General features: G+C 62.2%; 23 protein-coding genes. 16 read left to right on the forward strand and 7 right to left on the reverse strand.

Annotation, left to right across the window (positions count from 1 at the left end; genetic code table 11):
* Window positions 1-184: 184 nt before the first annotated feature.
* The 4 genes from V2B23_RS20160 (at window position 185) to pyrE (ending at window position 3630) form a co-directional block, all read left to right on the forward strand.
* On the forward strand, window positions 185-1123 hold the full coding sequence (locus V2B23_RS20160; protein ID WP_430951976.1) for a hypothetical protein: 939 nt from the start codon (window positions 185-187) through the stop codon (window positions 1121-1123).
* 145 nt (window positions 1124-1268) lie between these two features.
* On the forward strand, window positions 1269-2174 hold the full coding sequence (locus tag V2B23_RS20165; protein ID WP_430952322.1) for a hypothetical protein: 906 nt from the start codon (window positions 1269-1271) through the stop codon (window positions 2172-2174).
* A gap of 49 nt (window positions 2175-2223) precedes the next feature.
* Entirely contained in the window at window positions 2224-3024 is an 801-nt protein-coding gene (locus V2B23_RS20170) for an SDR family NAD(P)-dependent oxidoreductase (protein ID WP_430951977.1), read from the forward strand.
* A 72-nt stretch (window positions 3025-3096) separates the two neighbouring features.
* Window positions 3097-3630 (forward strand): orotate phosphoribosyltransferase, encoded by a 534-nt coding sequence (gene pyrE / locus V2B23_RS20175; protein ID WP_430951978.1) that lies wholly within the window; start codon window positions 3097-3099, stop codon window positions 3628-3630.
* A gap of 43 nt (window positions 3631-3673) precedes the next feature.
* On the opposite strand, the gene V2B23_RS20180 is transcribed toward pyrE, so the two are convergent.
* Both V2B23_RS20180 and V2B23_RS20185 read right to left on the reverse strand, forming a co-directional pair.
* Window positions 3674-4123: a MarR family winged helix-turn-helix transcriptional regulator gene (locus tag V2B23_RS20180; protein ID WP_430951979.1), complete on the reverse strand. Its 450-nt coding sequence runs from the start codon at window positions 4121-4123 to the stop codon at window positions 3674-3676.
* A gap of 63 nt (window positions 4124-4186) precedes the next feature.
* The gene (locus V2B23_RS20185) at window positions 4187-4741 is read right to left on the reverse strand and encodes a TetR/AcrR family transcriptional regulator (RefSeq protein ID WP_430951980.1); all 555 of its coding nucleotides are present in this window, start codon (window positions 4739-4741) and stop codon (window positions 4187-4189) included.
* A 64-nt stretch (window positions 4742-4805) separates the two neighbouring features.
* Between V2B23_RS20185 and V2B23_RS20190 the strand changes: the two genes are divergently transcribed.
* The 6 genes from V2B23_RS20190 (at window position 4806) to V2B23_RS20215 (ending at window position 9558) form a co-directional block, all read left to right on the forward strand.
* The gene (locus V2B23_RS20190; RefSeq protein ID WP_430952323.1) at window positions 4806-5486 is read left to right on the forward strand and encodes a lysophospholipid acyltransferase family protein; all 681 of its coding nucleotides are present in this window, start codon (window positions 4806-4808) and stop codon (window positions 5484-5486) included.
* 49 nt (window positions 5487-5535) lie between these two features.
* Window positions 5536-6246 (forward strand): lysoplasmalogenase family protein, encoded by a 711-nt coding sequence (locus V2B23_RS20195; protein ID WP_430951981.1) that lies wholly within the window; start codon window positions 5536-5538, stop codon window positions 6244-6246.
* Window positions 6239-7021 (forward strand): SDR family oxidoreductase, encoded by a 783-nt coding sequence (locus V2B23_RS20200; RefSeq protein ID WP_430951982.1) that lies wholly within the window; start codon window positions 6239-6241, stop codon window positions 7019-7021. The genes V2B23_RS20195 and V2B23_RS20200 overlap by 8 nt, the downstream gene beginning before the upstream one ends.
* 74 nt (window positions 7022-7095) lie before the next feature.
* Complete coding sequence (locus V2B23_RS20205; RefSeq protein ID WP_430952324.1) at window positions 7096-7689, forward strand: DUF6636 domain-containing protein; 594 nt, start codon at window positions 7096-7098, stop codon at window positions 7687-7689.
* Complete coding sequence (locus V2B23_RS20210; protein WP_430951984.1) at window positions 7689-8369, forward strand: TrmH family RNA methyltransferase; 681 nt, start codon at window positions 7689-7691, stop codon at window positions 8367-8369. The genes V2B23_RS20205 and V2B23_RS20210 overlap by 1 nt, the downstream gene beginning before the upstream one ends.
* 67 nt (window positions 8370-8436) lie before the next feature.
* On the forward strand, window positions 8437-9558 hold the full coding sequence (locus V2B23_RS20215) for a glycoside hydrolase family 76 protein (protein ID WP_430951985.1): 1122 nt from the start codon (window positions 8437-8439) through the stop codon (window positions 9556-9558).
* A gap of 24 nt (window positions 9559-9582) precedes the next feature.
* On the opposite strand, the gene V2B23_RS20220 is transcribed toward V2B23_RS20215, so the two are convergent.
* Together V2B23_RS20220 and V2B23_RS20225 are read right to left on the reverse strand one after the other, a co-directional pair.
* On the reverse strand, window positions 9583-10245 hold the full coding sequence (locus V2B23_RS20220; protein WP_033235666.1) for a DedA family protein: 663 nt from the start codon (window positions 10243-10245) through the stop codon (window positions 9583-9585).
* A 31-nt stretch (window positions 10246-10276) separates the two neighbouring features.
* On the reverse strand, window positions 10277-11011 hold the full coding sequence (locus tag V2B23_RS20225) for a VTT domain-containing protein (protein ID WP_430951986.1): 735 nt from the start codon (window positions 11009-11011) through the stop codon (window positions 10277-10279).
* Between the two features lie 181 nt (window positions 11012-11192).
* Between V2B23_RS20225 and fbaA the strand changes: the two genes are divergently transcribed.
* Window positions 11193-12230, forward strand: coding sequence for a class II fructose-bisphosphate aldolase (gene fbaA, locus V2B23_RS20230; RefSeq protein WP_430951987.1), 1038 nt, complete (start codon window positions 11193-11195; stop codon window positions 12228-12230).
* Between the two features lie 83 nt (window positions 12231-12313).
* On the opposite strand, the gene V2B23_RS20235 is transcribed toward fbaA, so the two are convergent.
* Window positions 12314-13090: a nuclear transport factor 2 family protein gene (locus V2B23_RS20235; RefSeq protein WP_430951988.1), complete on the reverse strand. Its 777-nt coding sequence runs from the start codon at window positions 13088-13090 to the stop codon at window positions 12314-12316.
* A 123-nt stretch (window positions 13091-13213) separates the two neighbouring features.
* On the opposite strand from V2B23_RS20235, the gene V2B23_RS20240 reads away from it, so the two are divergent.
* The 3 genes from V2B23_RS20240 (at window position 13214) to V2B23_RS20250 (ending at window position 15776) form a co-directional block, all read left to right on the forward strand.
* Complete coding sequence (locus tag V2B23_RS20240) at window positions 13214-13630, forward strand: DUF3151 domain-containing protein (RefSeq protein WP_430951989.1); 417 nt, start codon at window positions 13214-13216, stop codon at window positions 13628-13630.
* Window positions 13617-14762 carry an FUSC family protein gene (locus tag V2B23_RS20245; RefSeq protein ID WP_430951990.1) on the forward strand — a complete coding sequence of 382 codons (1146 nt, stop codon included), beginning with the start codon at window positions 13617-13619 and terminating at the stop codon, window positions 14760-14762. The genes V2B23_RS20240 and V2B23_RS20245 overlap by 14 nt, the downstream gene beginning before the upstream one ends.
* A gap of 84 nt (window positions 14763-14846) precedes the next feature.
* The gene (locus V2B23_RS20250; protein WP_430951991.1) at window positions 14847-15776 is read left to right on the forward strand and encodes a cation diffusion facilitator family transporter; all 930 of its coding nucleotides are present in this window, start codon (window positions 14847-14849) and stop codon (window positions 15774-15776) included.
* Here the strand turns inward: V2B23_RS20250 and V2B23_RS20255 are convergent.
* Window positions 15766-16230, reverse strand: coding sequence for a pyridoxamine 5'-phosphate oxidase family protein (locus V2B23_RS20255; RefSeq protein ID WP_430952325.1), 465 nt, complete (start codon window positions 16228-16230; stop codon window positions 15766-15768). The genes V2B23_RS20250 and V2B23_RS20255 overlap by 11 nt on opposite strands.
* Before the next feature lie 64 nt (window positions 16231-16294).
* Here V2B23_RS20255 and V2B23_RS20260 point away from each other — a divergent pair, with 64 nt between their 5' ends.
* Entirely contained in the window at window positions 16295-17248 is a 954-nt protein-coding gene (locus V2B23_RS20260) for a helix-turn-helix transcriptional regulator (protein ID WP_430951992.1), read from the forward strand.
* Here the strand turns inward: V2B23_RS20260 and V2B23_RS20265 are convergent.
* Window positions 17245-18186 (reverse strand): DUF808 domain-containing protein, encoded by a 942-nt coding sequence (locus tag V2B23_RS20265; protein ID WP_430951993.1) that lies wholly within the window; start codon window positions 18184-18186, stop codon window positions 17245-17247. The genes V2B23_RS20260 and V2B23_RS20265 overlap by 4 nt on opposite strands.
* A 239-nt stretch (window positions 18187-18425) precedes the next feature.
* Here V2B23_RS20265 and V2B23_RS20270 point away from each other — a divergent pair, with 239 nt between their 5' ends.
* Window positions 18426-19106 carry a class I SAM-dependent methyltransferase gene (locus tag V2B23_RS20270; RefSeq protein ID WP_430951994.1) on the forward strand — a complete coding sequence of 227 codons (681 nt, stop codon included), beginning with the start codon at window positions 18426-18428 and terminating at the stop codon, window positions 19104-19106.
* Window positions 19107-19112: the final 6 nt, after the last annotated feature.

The following is a 19112-nucleotide window of genomic DNA, read 5'->3' on the forward strand; positions in this document are numbered from 1 at the left end:
GGATACCCCATACAACTGCTCCCCGGGAGTCGAAACTGAATTCCTCAGTCCAACTTCCGGGGAGCGGTTCAATCGGCGGGGCATTCGCGTTTTCTCTACCCTGGTTTTGTCTACGCTGAACGGCTGGATGCTCGTACGGCAGATGCAGTCCGCACCCGTACGCCCGAAATGAAGGTGGCCAGGAATGACTGATCAGAACGATCCGCGTAAGTCGGACCAGCCGACCGAGCATTTCGAGATTCCCGAGCAGTACCAGAACACACAGCAGTACCAGAACACACAGCAGTACCAGAACCCACAGCAGGACCAGAACCCACAGCAGTACCAGAACCAGGGGCAACAGCAGTATCCCTACGGAGGGCCGGATCAGAACACCGAGTATCTGGGTCAGTCGGGTCAGCCGAACCAGCAGGGTCAGCCGAACCCGACGCAGGCGTTTCCGCCCTACAATCCGCAGTTCGATCCGCAGGCCCCGCCGCCCGGCGCGACCCAGGCGTACCCGACATACAACGCGCAGCAGTATGGGCAGACAGAGCAATATCGGCAGACACAGCAGTATCCGGTTGCGGGTGGAAGCGGCGGCGGAGTGCCTCCCGAACAGCCATTTTCGGACAGTGGGTCGCCGGATGGCGGGAAGCGACGCAAGCTCGGGACGTGGATCGCGGCCGGCGTTGTCGGCATCCTGGTCGCCGTCGTCGCGATAATCGGGATTTCGTTGTTCGGTTCCTCGGGTGACTCGGGAACTCAGACGGCATTTGTTCCGCCCACCAGCACGGTGGCGCCGACGACGCCCAAACCCACGACTACCGCACCGGCGCCGTCACCCACGTCTTCACCGCTCGAGAACTTGCCTGGTGGACTCGGTGATGTCATCGGCCAAGCCGGCGGAGCTGTCGGCACAGTGGTGTCCAACGACGGCGGAACCCTGGTCATCAACTCGATCGGTGGATCTCAGACCACCATTCTCACCACACCTGAGACGACGTTGATCGCGTTCAACCGATCATCCGTCGCCGACCTGCAACCGGGTGACAACATCGTTGTCGACGGCAGCCCGGTGGAGAACGGCACGATGACCGCAAAGACCATTCTCGATACTTCTTTGCCGTCGTTCGGCAACTGAGCCGGCGTGTTGTCGCGCTTATGGGACTTGGATCGAGGGGTTTCGCCGCTCGGAAGGTAACGCCTCCACACCGATCAGGTGACAGTTCTCGGGGTGTTGCGGGAGGTTGTCGTCGGAAGTCGCTAGGCTGGCTGTGATGACTGGAATGTGGTTCGGACTCGCATTAGTGGCACTCGCAGGCGCGGGTGCGCTTCTGTACGTCGATAGAACAAGACGTGATCAATCCGGCCGCGTACGTCAGATTTGGGCAAAAGCGCAGGGCTACACGTACACCGCTGCCGACGATCAGCTTGCCGGCGAGTGGCACCGCGCAGCGATGGCCAAGCAGGATTACCTGACCGCAACCGATGTTGTGCGTGGCACCAGACGAGGTGAGCAGTTTGTGCTCTTCGACCTCGAGGAAACAGCAACCATCGTGGCGGTTCGACGCGAAATCGGGTCTGACGTCGACATTGATCTACGGCTCAAATCGACGGCACCGCCCAAGGACGGCGACCTCAACCTGCTGGGCGCAATCGGCCCACGCGTCGTATTTGCCACCGACCTCGAAATTGCTCGCCGGGTCTGTGACCAGCGCATGGTCGCCTTCACCGAATCAGTACCCCCGGCAATCAGCATGCTGTGGAGCGAAGGTCCCTGGACCCTCGGCTCCCTTCCGGTCTCGAGCACCGGACGCGATTGGGATGCTGCCATCGAAGCTGTCGCGCGGTTGTCCGGCATCCTGCACGTACTCCCTCCCGTCACGGATCCGCGTGAACTCGAAGTCGATCACGACCCGACCCGGCCCCGCCCCCGCAGCGACAAATCCGATGCACCGCTGAACCGCGAAGCGCCGCAGGCCGTTCGTAGTGCACCGCAGGCACCGCCGGTCGTTCGTGGCGCACCGCAGGCACCACGCCGAGAGGCTCCGGAGTCGCAGCGTCGCGAGGAGTCGGATGTGCCCCGTCGAACCGCCCCGGAATTGCCCCGCCGCGAGTTTCCCGCCCCGTCGACCACGCCGAAACCCAACCCCGGCACACAGCGCTCGGGAACCGTACGCCCTGTCGATTGAGCCGCGTGTAAGCCCACCTTTCGAGGCCTGACGCACTAGCGTGGCCGGTATGTCGTCATCGAACTCGGATCGCCCTGCGCGTCCTGTAGCCCTGGTCACCGGCCCCACCTCAGGTCTGGGTGCCGGGTTTGCCAAGAAATATGCGTCGATAGGCTACGACCTGGTGCTTGTCGCACGGGACGAAGTGAGACTGCGTGATCTTGCCTCCGAACTGTCCGCGATGTTCGATACCGAATCCGAAATTCTGGTGTCCGACCTCGCCACGGAACCCGGCCGTGACGCGGTCGCCGAACGATTGGCTCGCGGCGTCGACGTTCTGGTCAACAATGCCGGGTTCGGTACGTCCGGTGAATTCTGGACCGCTGATCCGGCACTTCTGCAAGCTCAACTCGATGTCAATGTCACCGCGGTGATGCGACTGACCCGTGCGGCGTTGCCCAGCATGATCGCGTCGGCGAACGGAACCATCGTCAACGTCGCAAGTGTGGCCGGATTGCTGTCCGGGCGCGGTTCGACGTATTCGGCCAGCAAGGCGTACGTGATCTCGTTCACCGAAGGATTGTCCGGCGGCCTGGCCGGAACCGGCGTTCGGGTTCAAGCGCTGTGCCCGGGGTTCATCCGCACCGAGTTTCACGAGCGAGCCGGAATCGAGATGTCGTCGATCCCGAAGCCGATGTGGTTGAGCGTCGATCAGGTGGTCACGACGTCGATGAAGGACCTCGGCGACAACAAGGTCATCAGCATTCCCGGGATTCAGTACAAGATCCTCACCACTGCCGGACGTCTGGTACCGAAGGGCTTGGTTCGTAAGATGACCAACCTTGTCGGACGTGGGCGGGGTAGGACGTAAATACGGGTGGGACGTAGTGCACCTCGCACGGAGATTATTGCCTCGGCGCTGTGGTCGGTAGGCTGAGCACTCATGAGCGATCGTGAGGATTTGGCTGCGCTGGTGCGCGAACTGGCTGTTGTGCACGGAAAGGTGACGTTGTCTTCGGGCAAGGAAGCCGACTACTACGTGGATCTTCGCCGCGCGACGCTTCACCACAAGGCAGGACCATTGATCGGTTCGCTGCTTCGTGAACTTGTTGCAGACTGGGATTTCGACGCCGTGGGCGGATTGACGATGGGCGCAGACCCGGTAGCGATGGCAGTGATGCACGCCCCCGGCCGTCCGATCGACGCGTTTGTCGTCCGCAAGGCTGCCAAGGCTCACGGAATGCAGCGTCAGATCGAGGGCCCCGATGTGGTTGGCAAGCGTGTTCTGGTTGTCGAGGACACCACGACCACGGGTAACTCTCCGCTCACCGCGGTGAAGGCACTTCGTGAAGCGGGCGCCATCGTGGTCGGTGTGGCAACCGTGGTGGATCGCGCGACCGGCGCCGACGCCGTCATCGGTGCAGAGGGCGTGGAATACCGCTCGCTGCTGGGCCTGGACGATCTCAATTTGAGCTAGCGCCCCCGTGCGCCTTTCTGGTAGTTCGCGCAACCGGAAAGGCTCACAGGGCCGAAGGCCTTGCCGACGTGATCATCGATCGCAGTTCGGCCAACCCCACGGTCAGGCGTTCGATCTGCTCGGGTTCGAGGTCTGCAAAATGCGGAATCAGGGCATCGGCGATGGCATGCCGGCCGTCGGCTAGGGTCTTTCGTCCCACATCGGTCATCGTGACCAGTACAGCGCGGGCGTCGTCCGGATCTGGACGACGCTCGACCAAACCGCGTTCACCGAGCGTGCGCATCACAGCGGTTGCCGATGGTTGTGAGCAGTGATCGATCTTGGCGAAGTCGCTGATCCGCATTTCGCCGTATTCCTCGAGCAACGCCAGCGCGCGGAGCCAGGTCCGGGGGTAGCGGTCAGCTGCAAGCGACGTCGCCATTTTTGTGAAGCGATGAGTGTTGCTCACCAAGTCGACCAGTAGGTCGTGCAATCTCTGTTCCTGATCGGGCACGCTCGAATCCTTCCACAAGGTAATGATTGTGTAAACGAGCCTTTGGCGACAGTTGGCATTCGTTCAGTGCAGATGCGCGACGACGGCCGACCTGACCAGATCTTCGATGACGAGGTCTGGGGCCACGAGGCTCAGACTGCGGTTTGCGGCCAACACGGCAATTCCGTGCGTTCCCGTCCAGATTTTCAGTGCAGTCGTGTTCGGATCCGCCGCTTGGTCTGCTTCGGCCAGAGATTGCAGAGCCTCGAAGAGTGGAAGCGACGTCGCACGGAGGTTCGCGCCGGCGTCCTCGAGTAAATCGTGGCGGAACATCAGCTCGAACATTGCCGGCCGCTCCTGCGCAAAAGCGACGTATTCAATTGCGGCAGAAGTCAATCGGTGTCGCGCGGGCGTGGGGGCATCGAGTATCGGTGCGAGTCGCGCACGCAAGTCGTGCAGGCCCTGTGAGGCAATCGCCGCAAGTAGGCTGTTGTGTGTCGGGAAATAGCGTCTAGGCGCCCCGTGTGACACGCCGGCCCGACGGGTTATCTCGCGCAACGTCAGGGCGGCGAGGCCGTCGGTGTCGAGAATGTCGACGCCCGTGGCGACAAGTGTGTCGCGGAGTGTGGTGGCAGACATGGGAGACAGTGTCTACCATCTAGGAAAGTAGACAGTGTCTACTCTCATTGATTGGGGCGTTGGAGTGCTGTATCGACTGTTCAAATACATCTTGATAGGGCCAGTTCTGTGGGTTTTCGGGCGCCCAACGATCGAAGGGCACCGGAACATACCGAGGAGGGGGCCGGTGATACTTGCCGGCAATCACCGGGCTGTCGTCGACTCGTTCTTCCTGGTCCTGAAAGTGCGCCGACGGATCACCTTTGTCGCAAAGAGCGAGTACTTCACCGGTTCCGGCATCAAGGGCGCACTGCAGCGCTGGTTCTTCGGCGGCGCAGGTCAAGTTCCCATCGACCGCAGTGGCGCCGACGCCTCACGTGCGGCACTGGACACCGCCGTCGGAATCCTCGAACGAGGTGGCGTGTGGGCGATCTACCCCGAGGGAACACGATCACCGGACGGTCGCCTGCACAAAGGCAAAACAGGGGTGATCCGGGTTGCATTGGAAACGGGCGTCCCCGTTATCCCGGTTGTTGTTCACGGCGGCGACGCGGTGAACCCGCCTGGCACGAAGATGTGGCGATTCAGCAAGGTGCATGTCAGTGTTGGCGAGCCGATCGACTTTTCCCGCTACCGAGAATTGCGGAGCAATCAGGCTGTTGTGCGCGCGGCAACGGATGAATTGATGGCCGTGCTGTGCGAGCAGTCCGGCCAGGAATACGTCGACGTGTACGGGGCTGACGTCAAATCTCGTGATTCCCTCTGAATTACCCAGTACGGTCGTCTTGGACGCGTAACCAACAGGAGGACTGGGCATGGCAGGCAAGTGGGGCATCGAGCACGCGGTTTTTGCGGCGGCATCGGCGGCAACGGTGGCTGGGGCAGTGCTCGGCAACGAGCGTGTTCAGCAGATTGCCAAGCCGTTGATTGCGCCGTCGCTCGCGGTCAGGGTGCTGCGCAAGCGATCCGAGACGGATACCGCCGACACGGCGCTGCTCCTGGCCGGTCTTGCCGCGGCAACGATCGGTGATGTCTTCATGATCGACCCGGACAACGATGCGCGCCTGGTGAAGGGTGCGTCTTCGTTTGCCGTCATGCAGTCGAGCTATTCGGCGCTGCTGTTGCGCCGGGGCGCCAGGCCGACGAGGGCCGCGCTCAAGCCTCGGATGAGCGGGTGGTCCACGGCTTCCGGGTTGCTGCGTGCAAAAGCTCCCGAGGTGTCGACACCGTTGACCGCGTACGGATTACTGCTGGGAACCACGTCGACGTTGTCGGCGGATCCGGCTTTGGCGCCGGGGGCCAAGACAGTGCTGGACGTCGTGGTGCCTGGTCAGGAGCGACGATCCTGGTTGGGTGTGGGCGGCGTGCTGTTTACCGCGTCCGACGGTCTGATTGTGGTGCGGCGCTTGTTCATTCGCGGCAAGGCTGGTCGCGCGGCCGCTGAAGGCGTGATTCTGGCGTCGTATGCGGCAGCTCAGTTGATGCTCGTCGAGGGAATGCTTGCTCTCGGTCGCAAAAATGCCTGAGCGAAGCATCTTCATCACCGGGGCGGCGTCGGGAATCGGCCGTGAGGCCGCGTTGTTGTTTGCGCGCAAGGGTTATCGGGTTGGCTGCTATGACATCGACGAGTCCGGGTTGACGACTCTGGCCGCCGAGATCAACGGGTTCGGGGGTGTGGCCGTGACCGGCGCGCTCGACGTGACGGACCCCGAGCAGTGGTCGGTGCAGTTGGCTGATTTTGTCGGTGCGTCGGGTCGACTCGGCATACTGGTCAACAACGCCGGGGTTCTGTCGTCGGGGAAGTTCGAGAGCATTTCCCTTGCTGCGCATCGCCGCATGGTCGATATCAACGTCACCGGTGTTCTCAATGGAACGCACACGGCGTTTCCATATCTGCGCGAGACGCCGGGTGCTCAGGTTGTGAATATGTGCTCGGCGTCCGCCATTTACGGACAACCTGAACTGGCGACATATGGGGCCACGAAGTTCGCGGTTCGGGGACTGACGGAGGCACTCGACCTCGAATGGGCCGAACATGACATCCGAGTGATTGCCCTGTGGCCTCTCTTCGTGCAGACGGCCATGGTCACCGGGATGGATACCGGGTCGACGCGATCACTTGGAATCAAGCTCACCGCAACGGAAGTCGCACAGGAACTCTGGGACGCGACGCGCGGCGCCGGACGCATGCCCAAGGTTCATTATCCGGTGGGAGGGCAAGCGAAAGTGCTTCTCGCCGCGTCGCGGTTCTCGCCTGCATGGCTGTCGAGGTTGACGAACAAACGTTTAACCGGAACGTAATCGAACTCGCGATATAGTTCGGAGTCGTTTTGTGGGCCGGGTTGAGGCAGAAGACATGGGTGGAGGTAGTCGCGGTGGTTCGTGTCCGGGTGGGATTGCTGTGTCTGAGTGTGGGTTCGGCGCTACTGCTCTCCGGTTGTGGTGGTGATGCGCAATCTGCGCCGACGCCGACCACGCAACCCACTACAACGGTCTCGACCACGACCCAGGTAACCACGACGGTTCCGGTGCCCGTGACCACGACGACGGCTACCCCCACCACTGTGCCGCCGACAACCACGTTGACGGACGTGCACTTCGAGCGCAACGAGTCCTACTACTTCACCACTCCGGACGGGAACTTCCAGTGCGGCATCATCAGACTACCCACCCGCATCGAAGCCGGGTGTGAGGGAACGACAACTCCGGTGCCGCCGCGCCCGGACAGTTGCATGGTGAACTGGGGCAACGGAATTCGTGTTCAAGACGAGGGTGAAGGTGCCTTCATGTGCTCAGGTGGCCCGGTGTACATGTCCGGCGGACCGGAAGCGGATCCGGTGCTTCCTCCCGGAACGCCACTGTCTAAGCTGGGCTTCACATGTACTACCACGGCGACGGATGTCTCGTGTGTCAACGAGCAGACCACACACGGATTCACCGTGGCTGCCGATTCCAACGAGGTGTTCTGATGTCCGACGTGAGCGTAGACCCGGCCGACGAGGTCGGTCCGACGGAATGGGGCGAAAACCCCAACGGTGTCGGCCCGTGGGCGGAGTTTCACGGGACGGACCTCCCCACGGACCAACGTTACGACCCGCTGCTCCTGGTCGAGGGTGACCGTCGAAATGTGTTGGACGAGTACAGGTACTGGACACGCGAGGCGATTGTCGAGGACATCGACGCGCGGCGTCATCCCATGCACGTGGCCATCGAGAATTTTGCGCACGACGCCAACATCGGCACCGTGGTCCGCACTGCCAATGCGTTTGCCGCGGCAGCCGTACACATCGTGGGACGACGACGCTGGAACCGCCGCGGCGCCATGGTCACCGATCGGTACCAACACATCGTTCACCATGCTGACATCGGCGAGTTGGTCGAGTACGCACGTGATAATTCGCTCACTATCGTCGCCGTCGACAACACCCCCGGATCCGTCCCCCTCGAAACTGCGAGCCTGCCGAAAGACTGCATTCTGCTGTTCGGCCAGGAGGGGCCAGGAGTGACCGAACTGGCGAAAGAAGTTGCGTCCATGACGGTATCGATTGCGCAATTCGGCTCGACCCGCAGCATCAACGCCGGCGTCGCGGCAGGTATCGCGATGCATGCCTGGGTGCGAGAGCACGCGGATCTCCGTAACTCCCGCTGACCTTGCCGGAGCCTGTTAGCTGGGTAGGCGCTAGCGCCGCAGGCTCCGAGGGGACAGGATATGTCTTATGCAGCAAGTGTGGGCGGAACGCGCAGATGCGGCCGAAGGAGCCATTGTCAGTCGGCATCTGCGACGGTTGTGGGCAATGCCGAGAACAGCGTTGGGTGTCGTGGCGTGGCCGGCGGTGCGCCGCGAACGCATGTTCCGCCCGTGGCATTACTGGTGGCAAGCGCATCTGCTCGACACTGCCGTCGACGCGCTCGAACGTGACCCGACACCCAAGCGTCGTCGTCGGATTGCCAAGGTCGCCCGCAGCGTCCGGGTCCGAAACGTCAGGGGCTGGACCAACAGCTATTACGACGACATGGCCTGGCTGGGGTTGTCGCTCGAACGCGCCCAACGACTGTTTGCGCTGGACCATCGCAGCGCAGTCCAAGCTCTCGAATCTCAACTCTTCGACTCGTGGTCGCCGGAGCACGGTGGCGGAATTCCCTGGTGCAAGGGTTCTGATTTCTACAACGCGCCGGCCAACGGTCCCGCCGGGATCATGCTCGCGAGGACTGGCAAGCTCTGGCGAGCTCAAGCAACGGCCGACTGGATCGAGGAGACTCTGCGTGATCCCGAGTCCGGCCTGATCTTCGACGGTATCCGCCGCGACGGCACGGTCGAGCGGGCAATCTACTCGTATTGCCAAGGCGTAACTCTCGGCCTCGAGACGGAACTGGCGACGCGGTTGGGTGAACCTCGGCACCGCGAGCGGGTTCACGCCCTTGTGAACGCGGTCTACGACGGTTTGACCGATCGCGGCGTCATCACCGGAGGTGGTGGCGGTGACGGAGGCCTCTTCAATGCGATCCTGGCGCGGTATCTGGCGTTTGTGGTGGTCAACCTGACCTGGGAGAGCAACGAGGATATTCGAGCGAAGGAGATTGCTGCACAGATCGTGCTGGCGTCGGCGGAAGCCGCGTGGAAGAACCGACTCGAGGTGGAGGGGTTACCGCTGTTCGGTCACGACTGGACCCGCGACGCCACCCTGCCGCGGCTTTCCGGCGAACTGGCGACATTCACGGGAGGTTCGGTGCGGTCGTCGAGCGTCCCTGAACGTGACTTGTCGGTGCAGGTGGGCGGTTGGATGCTCATGGAGGCCGCGTACGTCGTCTCAGCGGCGGGATATCCGCGTAAGCGCTGAGCCTCAGCAGGTAAACGCTGAGCCTCAGTCCAGAACTTCCTCGACCTCGACGTCCTCGGCGGGGCGGGCCATTTCCTTGCGGTACTGCCAGATGCCGAGACCGGTGCCGACGACCAGGCTCACGGTCATCACGATCAGGACCGCTGGCAGCAGCCAGGGGACACGATCGAGGAACGAGCCGCCGTAGAAGCCGATCAGGAGCAGGACCGGTGCCCAGATGATTGCGCCGATGGTGCTGGCCACGGTGTAGCGGGTGTGATTCATCTTGGCTGCGCCCGCGACCATGGGGCACAGGGTGCGTATCCAGGGGATCCAGCGGGCGATCAGGACAGCCCAGAAGCCGTGTCTCTCCAACAGGATGTTGACTCGGTGCAGGTTCTTCTCGGTGAAGTACTTGCCACCTTTGCGGGCCTTGATGTGGTTGCCCGTTCGATGGCCGATGACGTACCCGACCTGATTGCCGGCAATGGCGGCGATCATGGCACCCACCGAGAGAGCCCACACGTGTCCGGCGCCGGATTCGTGACCGGCCAGCACAATTCCGGCAGTGATGAGCAGAGAATCACCGGGAAGGAACAACCCCAGAATGATCGCGCATTCGATGAATACGAATGTCACGACGATGATCCACACCAGCGCAGGACCAGCGGTTTCGAGGGGACCGAAACTGCCGGACGCGAGTGTCATGGTGGTCAGTTTCTTGCCTCGGTTCTGGTGATCAGTGAGTCGGTTCCTCGGTCACGGATTCCGAATTGTCCGTAGTTGAAGTATTCGCTGTTTCACGGCGTCGTGATGCGAGAAGACGCTTTCCGATTTCGAAAACGATCGGCAGGACGGACACCAGGACGATCAAGATGAAGATGTAGTCGACGTTGTCTCGGATGAATTCGATCTGACCGAGAAGGTAGCCGAGCAATGTGACACCGGCACCCCACAGAATGCCGCCGACGATGTTGTAGGTGAGGAACAGTGAGTACTTCATCTTCGATGCGCCGGCGACAACCGGTGCGAAGGTGCGCACGATCGGTACGAAGCGGGCCAGGATGATGGTGATCGGTCCGTGCTTTTCGAAGAAGGCGTGTGACTCGTCGATGTACTTCTTCTTGAAGAACTTCGCGTCGTCGTTCTTGAACAGGGCAGTTCCACCCTTGGTGCCGATGTAGAAACCGACCTGGTCGCCCAGGATCGCGGCAATCGGAATTGTCACCAACAGCACCCACAACGGCGCGAACGGTTCGATCTCGGTGGACTTGGACGCCGCGATCAGTCCTGCGGTGAAGAGGAGGGAATCACCGGGCAGAAGCGGAAACAGGAGGCCGGATTCGATGAAGACCACCAGAAGTAATCCCACCAGAACCCATGTTCCGAAGGAGTTCAAGAGGTTCACGGGATCGAGGAAGCCGGGCAGCAAGGCCAGGTTCGTCACGGATTCAGTTGCTGCCTGCACATTCACGGAGGCCAGACTACCGGCAGCGTCTGAGTGTTTCCCACTGCTGCAGGTCACCGCGTCGTCCACGTCACGGCGAGACCGCAAAGAGACGTGTCGACCACGACTTGCCATACTGCTAGGACCACACGAAGCGCTTTTACATCGTCGAGCGCTCCGAACGACACGTAAATGGAGGACTCCCGCCGTGCCTATCGCAACTCCCGAGGTCTATGCCGAGATGCTGAGTCGGGCCAAGGAGCATTCCTTTGCCTTCCCCGCTATCAACTGTGTCGGCTCCGAATCCATCAACGCAGCCATCAAGGGCTTTGCAGACGCCGGCAGTGACGGCATCATCCAGTTCTCGACCGGCGGTGCCGAGTTCGGTTCCGGTCTGGGCATCAAGGACATGGTTACCGGTGCTGCTGCACTCGCCGAGTTCGCGCACGTGATCGCCGCCAAGTACGACGTCACCATCGCGCTGCACACCGATCACTGCCCGAAGGACAAGCTGGACACGTTTGTGCGTCCACTGCTCGCCATCTCGCAGGAACGCGTGAACGCCGGCCGCAACCCGCTCTTCCAGTCCCACATGTGGGACGGATCGGCTGTTCCGATCGACGAGAACCTGGCCATCGCCAAGGAACTGCTTGCACTGTCGAAGGCTGCAAACATCATCCTCGAGGTCGAGATCGGTGTTGTCGGCGGCGAAGAAGACGGCGTCGAAGCCGAGATCAACGACAAGCTGTACACCTCGAAGGAAGACTTCGAGAAGACGGTCGACGCTCTGGGTGTCGGCGAGCAGGGCAAGTACCTCCTCGCGGCCACCTTCGGCAACGTGCACGGTGTGTACAAGCCGGGCAACGTCAAGCTCAAGCCCGAGGTTCTCGACGAGGGCCAGCGCGTTGCCGCAGCGAAGCTCGGCCTCTCTGCCGGCTCGCAGCCGTTCGACTTCGTGTTCCACGGTGGATCGGGCTCGCTGAAGTCCGAGATCGAGGATTCGCTGAACTTCGGCGTCGTCAAGATGAACGTCGACACCGACACGCAGTACGCGTTCTCGCGTCCGATCGCGGGACACTTCTTCACCAACTACGACGGCGTCCTCAAGGTCGACGGCGAGGTCGGAAACAAGAAGGCGTACGACCCGCGTAGCTACCTCAAGAAGGCCGAAGCAGGCATGACTGCTCGTGTCATCGAGGCGTGCAACGACCTGAAGTCGGCCGGCCGCTCGGTGTCCGGAAGCTAGAAACTGCTCGTTCCGAAAACTGTGCGCGCCCACCAAGTCGAAAGACTTTGCGGGCGCGCACAGTTGTTTTTCCGTTCGAGTGTTTAACCGGTCTGGCTCGGGTCGCACACCTTCCAGGTCCCGTCCTGGCGTTCCAGATCGAAGGTTCGCCACGAGCGTTCCCCGGTTGCCGGGATGCTCGCCTCAACCTGGGCGATAGCCGTGTCGTCGGTGATTCGGACGGCGTCGACGGCACTGACCTGGGGAATCGTCTTCTGCGTTACCGCATTCTGGTGGACCTGGGCAAACGCGTCATCCGGGACCGACTGGTAGTAGTCGGCGAGAGAACCGCACGTTGCGGTACGCAGAGCGGCAATGTCACCGGACGCGAGAGCATCGACGTACGTGCTGATCGCCGCTTGGACCTGAGCTTCCGGTGAGTTGCCCCCGCTGCTGCTCTCGGACGAGACGTACAGCGCGACGCCGATTGCGGCCACGATGGCGACCGCGGCTGCTCCCGCGGCGATGTACCAACCCTTGCCGCCGCGCTTGGTCTGCTCCGGCTCGGCCGGCTCGATTCGAGTCGGAAGCGGCTGCTGCGGCACAGTTCCCGCTACCACTCCGACGCGTTGCGGGGCGGCCCGGACCGGCTGCGGCGCCTTGGGCGGCGGCGACTGACGTTGTGGTGCCTGAGGCTGCGGCTGCGGTGCCTTTGGCTGCGGAGCCTTGGGAATGGCTACGGTTGCGGGCTCAGACGCAGGAGGCTTCGGAGACGCCTTGGGGATCGCGACGGTCGCGGGTTCAGTCGGCGTCGAGCTTTCCGGCGCACCCTGTTTTTCCGGCGCTCTCTTTGTCGAGTTGTCGTCTTTCGAGTCCGGCACCGGTCATCCTTCGGTCTGGGGCAATTGGCGACCCCAGCGTAACGATCGGTCGATTCCGGTCGTAACGGCGACCACGGGTGAGGCGGTCCGGTGCCCACGGACCGCAGCGGGCACAATAAGCCCATGACCCAATTCGGTGACCTGCTCGGACCCAAGCCCACTTTGCTTCCCGGCGACGACGACGCGGAATCGGCCCTGCTCAACCACGCTGATCCGGCTCAGGTTGCGGCCGATCATCCCACTGCGTCCATCGCGTGGGCTTATCTGGCCGAGGCCGCATTCGAGAGTGGCGCAACCATCACCGCGTACGCCTACGCGCGTACCGGTTACCACCGTGGACTCGATCAGCTTCGTCGCAATGGTTGGAAGGGCTTCGGGCCCGTCCCGTACAGCCACGAGCCCAATCGCGGTTTCCTCCGTTGTGTAGCAGTGCTGGCGAAGGCCGCGCAGTCGATCGGTGAGGCAGACGAGTACGCCCGTTGCCTGGATCTGCTCGAGGATTGCGACCCCAACGCTGCCGAAGCGCTTGGCGTCGGTTAGCAGTTTCCGCCCGAGCGCGTCGAGCATCAAGGACCGCGCTCGTAAGTCGGGGCGCCGGCTGAGAACGTCGGCGCTACCGATTCTTCAATGCGCACTGGCTGCCGGGTTGGCGTGGTGGGTTGCCACCACGGTGATCGGGCACCATGCGCCTTTCTTCGCGCCCATTGCCGCTGTCGTGTCGCTCGGGCTGTCGTTGGGTGCTCGCCTGCGTCGCTCGTTCGAGTTGGTGGCGGGTGTGACGGTCGGCATCGGTATCGGCGATCTGATCATTTCCGGTATCGGCAGCGGCGCGTGGCAGATCTGCCTGGTGGTGGTGCTGGCGATGTCGGTCGCGGTCTTGCTGAACAGTGGCCCCATCTTCTCGATGCAGGCCGGAAACTCGGCTGTGCTGGTGGCGACGTTGATTCCGCCAGGGGGTACCGGCGGAATCGACCGCATGATCGACGCACTGGTCGGCGGTTTGGTGGGCATCGCGGTGGTTGCGATCATCCCCACACATCCCGTGCGACGCGCTCGCAAGGACGCGGCGGCGATTCTCGCGACGTCGTCGGAGGTGCTGGCGTTGGTGGCCGACGGATTGCGAGCCAACGATCCGGAGCCGATAGTGAAGGCTCTCCGTAAGGCCCGCGCGACGCAGTCGGCGATCGACGGATTACGCACCAATCTCAAAGGCGGGCAGGAGATCAGTCGGATCTCGCCGCTGTACTGGAACACCCGCCCACGACTCGAACGACTCATGGCGACAGCCGATCCCATCGACAACGCGATGCGCAACATTCGGGTTCTGTCGCGGCGTTCGCTGACGTTGGTCAGGGACGACGAAATTCTTGATCCGCGTCTGGTGACCCAGGTGGAGAAATTGTCCGAGGCCGTCGGCGTCTTGAGGGAAATGATCCTCGCGGAACCGGGGGAGCAGCCTGATCAGGCGGAGGCCGCCCGGGTGCTGCGTTCGGTGGCCAAGGAACTGAAGCCGGCAATTGTGGAGTCCGCCGGTCTGTCGGCGACGGTGGTGTTCGCCCAGATTCGCTCGCTGGTGGTCGACCTTCTTCAGGTGGCCGGAATGAAGCGTATTTCGGCAATCGCTACGTTGCCGCCGACTGTGCAGAATCCCGCGTACCAGCCCGAACACTGACCTATGTCCCGCTGAGCGAGCAACCCGTTGTATATATGCGAATGTGTGCATATGATCGGGAGAACTCAGGAGGTAAGCGGTCACATGGGGTCAGGGCACGGTCATTCTCACGGTCACTCAGCGGTAGATTCGGTCGGCGTAGGCCCGAGTCCGAAGCGTATCCGGAAGATGGTGATCGCACTCGCGATCCTGGTTGCCTTCCTGATTCTCGAGGCGAGCGTCGGCTTGCTCATCGGCTCACTGGCTCTGCTCGCCGACGCCGGCCACATGCTCACCGATGTCGTCGGTATGGCCATGGGGTTGACAGCGCTTCTGCTCGCCAAGAAGGGGAGTACCACCGCTGCACGGACTTTCGGCTGGCATCGTGCCGAGGTTCTCACGGCAATGGCCAACGCCGCGATGCTCTTGGCCGTTGCAGCGTGGGTCATGTACGAGGCCATCGGCCGCATCGGTGACGAACCCGAGATCCCCGGCGGCGCCCTTATCATCACCGCTGCCGCGGGCCTGCTCGCCAACATCGTGGTCATGCTCATGCTGCGCGGCGACTCCAAGGACAGCCTCGCGGTGCGCGGCGCCTACCTCGAAGTGCTCGCGGATGCCGTTGGCAGCGTTGGTGTTCTGATCGCCGGTGCCGTGGTTCTCCTGTTCGGCTGGACGTGGGCAGACATCGTTGTCGGTGTACTCATCTCACTGTGGGTGGTTCCTCGTGCACTCAAGTTGGCGGCCGCGTCGCTGCGCATTCTGACTCAGGCGTCGCCGGCCGATGTCGATGTCGAAACCGTCGAAGCCGATTTGGCCGCCCTACCCAATGTCAAGGGCGTGCACGATCTGCACATCTGGACCCTGACAACGGGGATGGATGTTGCCACAGTGCATTTGACCAGCGACGCCGATTCTTCGCACGTTCTCGAATCCGCCCGCGCCATCTTGGAGAGTCACGGGCTTTCGCATGCGACAGTCCAGGTGGAATCCTGCGCCAATGGCGAGCATTGCGAGAAGAACGTCACTTGGTGAAGCGGGTGATCTCCTTGCCCGGCTTCCAGAGGTCCACGTACATGTGCTCGTCGTCGACGGTCGTGTGAACCACCTCCTCGATGTCGAGGACAAAGAGGTGCAGGGGTTTCGGAACCTCGTAGGTGTAACTGGCCAGTACGGCCTCGAACTCGTCACCGGATACCTCGCGTGCGACTCCGGCGATTTTCGCGTCGCCGCCCTCCATCGTGTGCTCGCCGGGATTGCTGTGGAGGGCGTAGCGTCCGTCGCGGATGAGGTCCTTCGCCTTGAGAGCGCCGAACATCGAGCCGAGCACCAGGCGCCCGTCGAGCATTTCCACTTCGGTGCCGCTGACCCGCGGTGAACCGTCCTTGCGCAGCGTTGCGAGGACATGATGCTTGTGGGCCTTGAATCGAGCTTCGACTGCTGCGGCTAGGGCGGGAACTTCTTCGGAGAACTGCTTCCAGGTGACCATGACGGTCATTCTGCACCCCTATTCCTGACAACTTCTGTCAGTGATTCTCGGTAGTGTTCGCTCCATGAGATCCGCGCGTCTGCTCCAGCTCATGTTGCGATTGCAGGGCAGTCGAGGCGTCGTCGCCGAGCAGTTGGCTGACGAGTTCGGCGTATCGGTACGGACGATCTACCGCGATGTGGCCTCGTTGTCCATTGCGGGTGTGCCGATCTGGACCGAAAGCGGCCCGGGTGGCGGCATCCGTCTGCTCGACGGGTGGCAGTCCAAGCTCTCGGGAATGACAGACGACGAGACCTCGGCGCTGATGTTGCTGGGCGTGCCGACTATCGCCGCCGATCTGGGCCGGACGGATTCCGCAGACGCTGCGGCGGCAAAACTGCTGAGCACGATGCCTCCGAGCCTGCGGGAAGGTGCGCGGTTGTGGCAGGACCGCATTCTTGTCGACGTGCCCGGATGGTTCGGTGGCAGCGACGATATCTCGTCACTGCCCACGATTGCGTCGGCGGTGCTGGATTCACGCCGACTACGTTTCACCTACCGTGACAAAGAACGGACGGTTGATCCGCTCGGACTCGTGATCAAGGCCGGAGTCTGGTATCTGGTGGCACATCTGAGCGGTCGAACTCTGTCGTTTCGGGTCGGCCGAATCGCCGGCCCCGTGGTGTGTGACGAATCATCCGACCGGCCTGCGGATTTCGATTTGGCGACATGGTGGGCGGCATCCATGGCGGAGTTCGACCGTTCGCTGTTGCGTTTTCGCTGCCGGATTCGTTTGTCGCCCAATGGTTGGCGAAGGCTCCCCGATGCGGTGGGAGTCGAGGCCTCGCGAGTGGCGCCAGGTCCACCTGATTCTGCCGGATGGATGGACGTCGAATTGAGATTGGAAAGCCCGGAAGTCGCGCTCTCTCAGTTGATCGGTTTGGGTGCTGATGTCGAAGTGCTGGAACCGTTGTCGTTGCGAGATGGAGTGTGCGCGGTGGCGGAGCAGATGGTGGCACGCCACCGGCACATCGACTAGGCAGCCGCGGAACGTTTTGCCAGCACGCTCGTAATACCCAACTGCGCTGCGACGATCACCGCACCGACCACCAGGCCGAGAGCTGCGGACGCAAGAGTGTTGACGATCCACGCCAGGACTCCGCCGACACCGGCAATGTCCTTGACAGCTTCTTCGCCGTGATGAACGGCGTCGTAGAGGGGATGGAAGCCCAGCTCGTCGATGCCGACCAGAAGAATGTGGCCACCCACCCACAGCATCGCTGCGGTGCCGACCACAGAGAGCACCGACATCACGTGCGGCATGCCGCGAACGAGCCCGCGGCCGACCTTGTGAGTGAACCCGGACGACGACTCGGCGATGCGCAAACCGATGTCGTCCATCTTCACGATCAATCCGACAACGCCGTAGACGACAACGGTGATCACCACAGCGACGACGGCAAGAATGACCAGTCGGCTCCAGAAACCTTCACCCGCGATGGTGTTGAGTGCGATCACCATGATCTCGGCCGACAGAATCAGATCGGTACGTACGGCGCCGGAGACAACGGCCTCTTCGTCGCGAGGATGCTCGTCGGCGCTCTCGTGGTGGTCACCGTGCCCGAAAATTGCTCCCCAGATTTTGTGGACAGCTTCGTAGCTGAGGTAACAGCCACCCACCATCAGCAGAGGAGTCAGAAGCCCGGGGAGGAACTGGCTGAGCAGCAGAGCGATCGGCAGAATGATCAGCATCTTGTTACGCAAAGAGCCGATCGCGATCCGCTTGATGATCGGCAATTCGCGTTCGGCCGCCAAGCCGCGCACGTATTGCGGAGTGACAGCCGCGTCGTCGATCACCACGCCGGCAGCCTTGGCAGTTGCCTTACCGGTTGCAGCAGCTACGTCGTCGATCGACGCTGCCGCCATGCGAGCCAGAGCGGCGACGTCGTCGAGCAGGGCAAACAGTCCGCCGGCCATCACAGACCTCCAGTGGAATCAGTGGAAAGGGGTGGCCGGACGGATCCGGTAACGCAGTTGCTTGATCGCACGAAGTCTCTATCCCATGAACGTCGGAGGCGGCGGCAGGTCACCTCGAACGATACCGGCGAGTTCACAGCGTGAGTAGCGCAGACCCGATGCCAACTCTGCAGACATCGTTGCGTTAAGGGCTTCCGGGCTGGTTGTTCGCGTGCGAGACTGCACAGGGGATCGACCGAATGGGATCGACCGAATGGGGCATCATGCGCGAACCGGACACAGCACAGGTCGCCAAGAGTTTCGACGCGATGGCGACTCACTACGACCGACAGATCGGGCGCTTCGAACGCTTTGCTCTCGGTGACGCACGCAGATGGGCAGTCGACAAAGCGCGTGGCCGCGTCGTCGAGATTGCCGTAGGCACCGGCTTGAACTTGCCGCTCTACGGTAAGGACGTCGACTACGTCATCGGGGTGGACATCTCGAAAGCAATGCTCGATCAGGCCCGCGCCAGGGTTTCCGAGGGTGTGAGCACCAGCGTCGACCTTCGGTACGGCGACGTGCAGGAACTGGATATCCCCGACGAGTGCGTCGATACGCTGCTGTCCACCTACGCGTTCTGCACGATTCCTGATCCGGGCCGAGCCGCAGTCGAGGCCTTTCGCGTTTTGGTCCCCGGTGGCCGATTTGTTCTGGCGGAACACGGGCCGAGCACCAATATCTTTGCGCGGGCCGTGATGAAGGTGGTGGAACCGCTATTCGTGCGTTTCGGTTCCGACCACCTCACCCGCGATCCCATCGGGTATCTCGAGGACGCGGGTTTCCTGATCGACGAGGTGCAGCGCAGCGGACGGGGCGGGGTCGTGTTCCGGGTAGTGGCGAGCAAGCCGGATCCCGAATGGACGGCGCTGGGTCATTGAACGGCT

Source organism: Rhodococcus sp. 24CO, from assembly GCF_050586165.1.
Taxonomy (GTDB): domain Bacteria; phylum Actinomycetota; class Actinomycetes; order Mycobacteriales; family Mycobacteriaceae; genus Rhodococcus_F.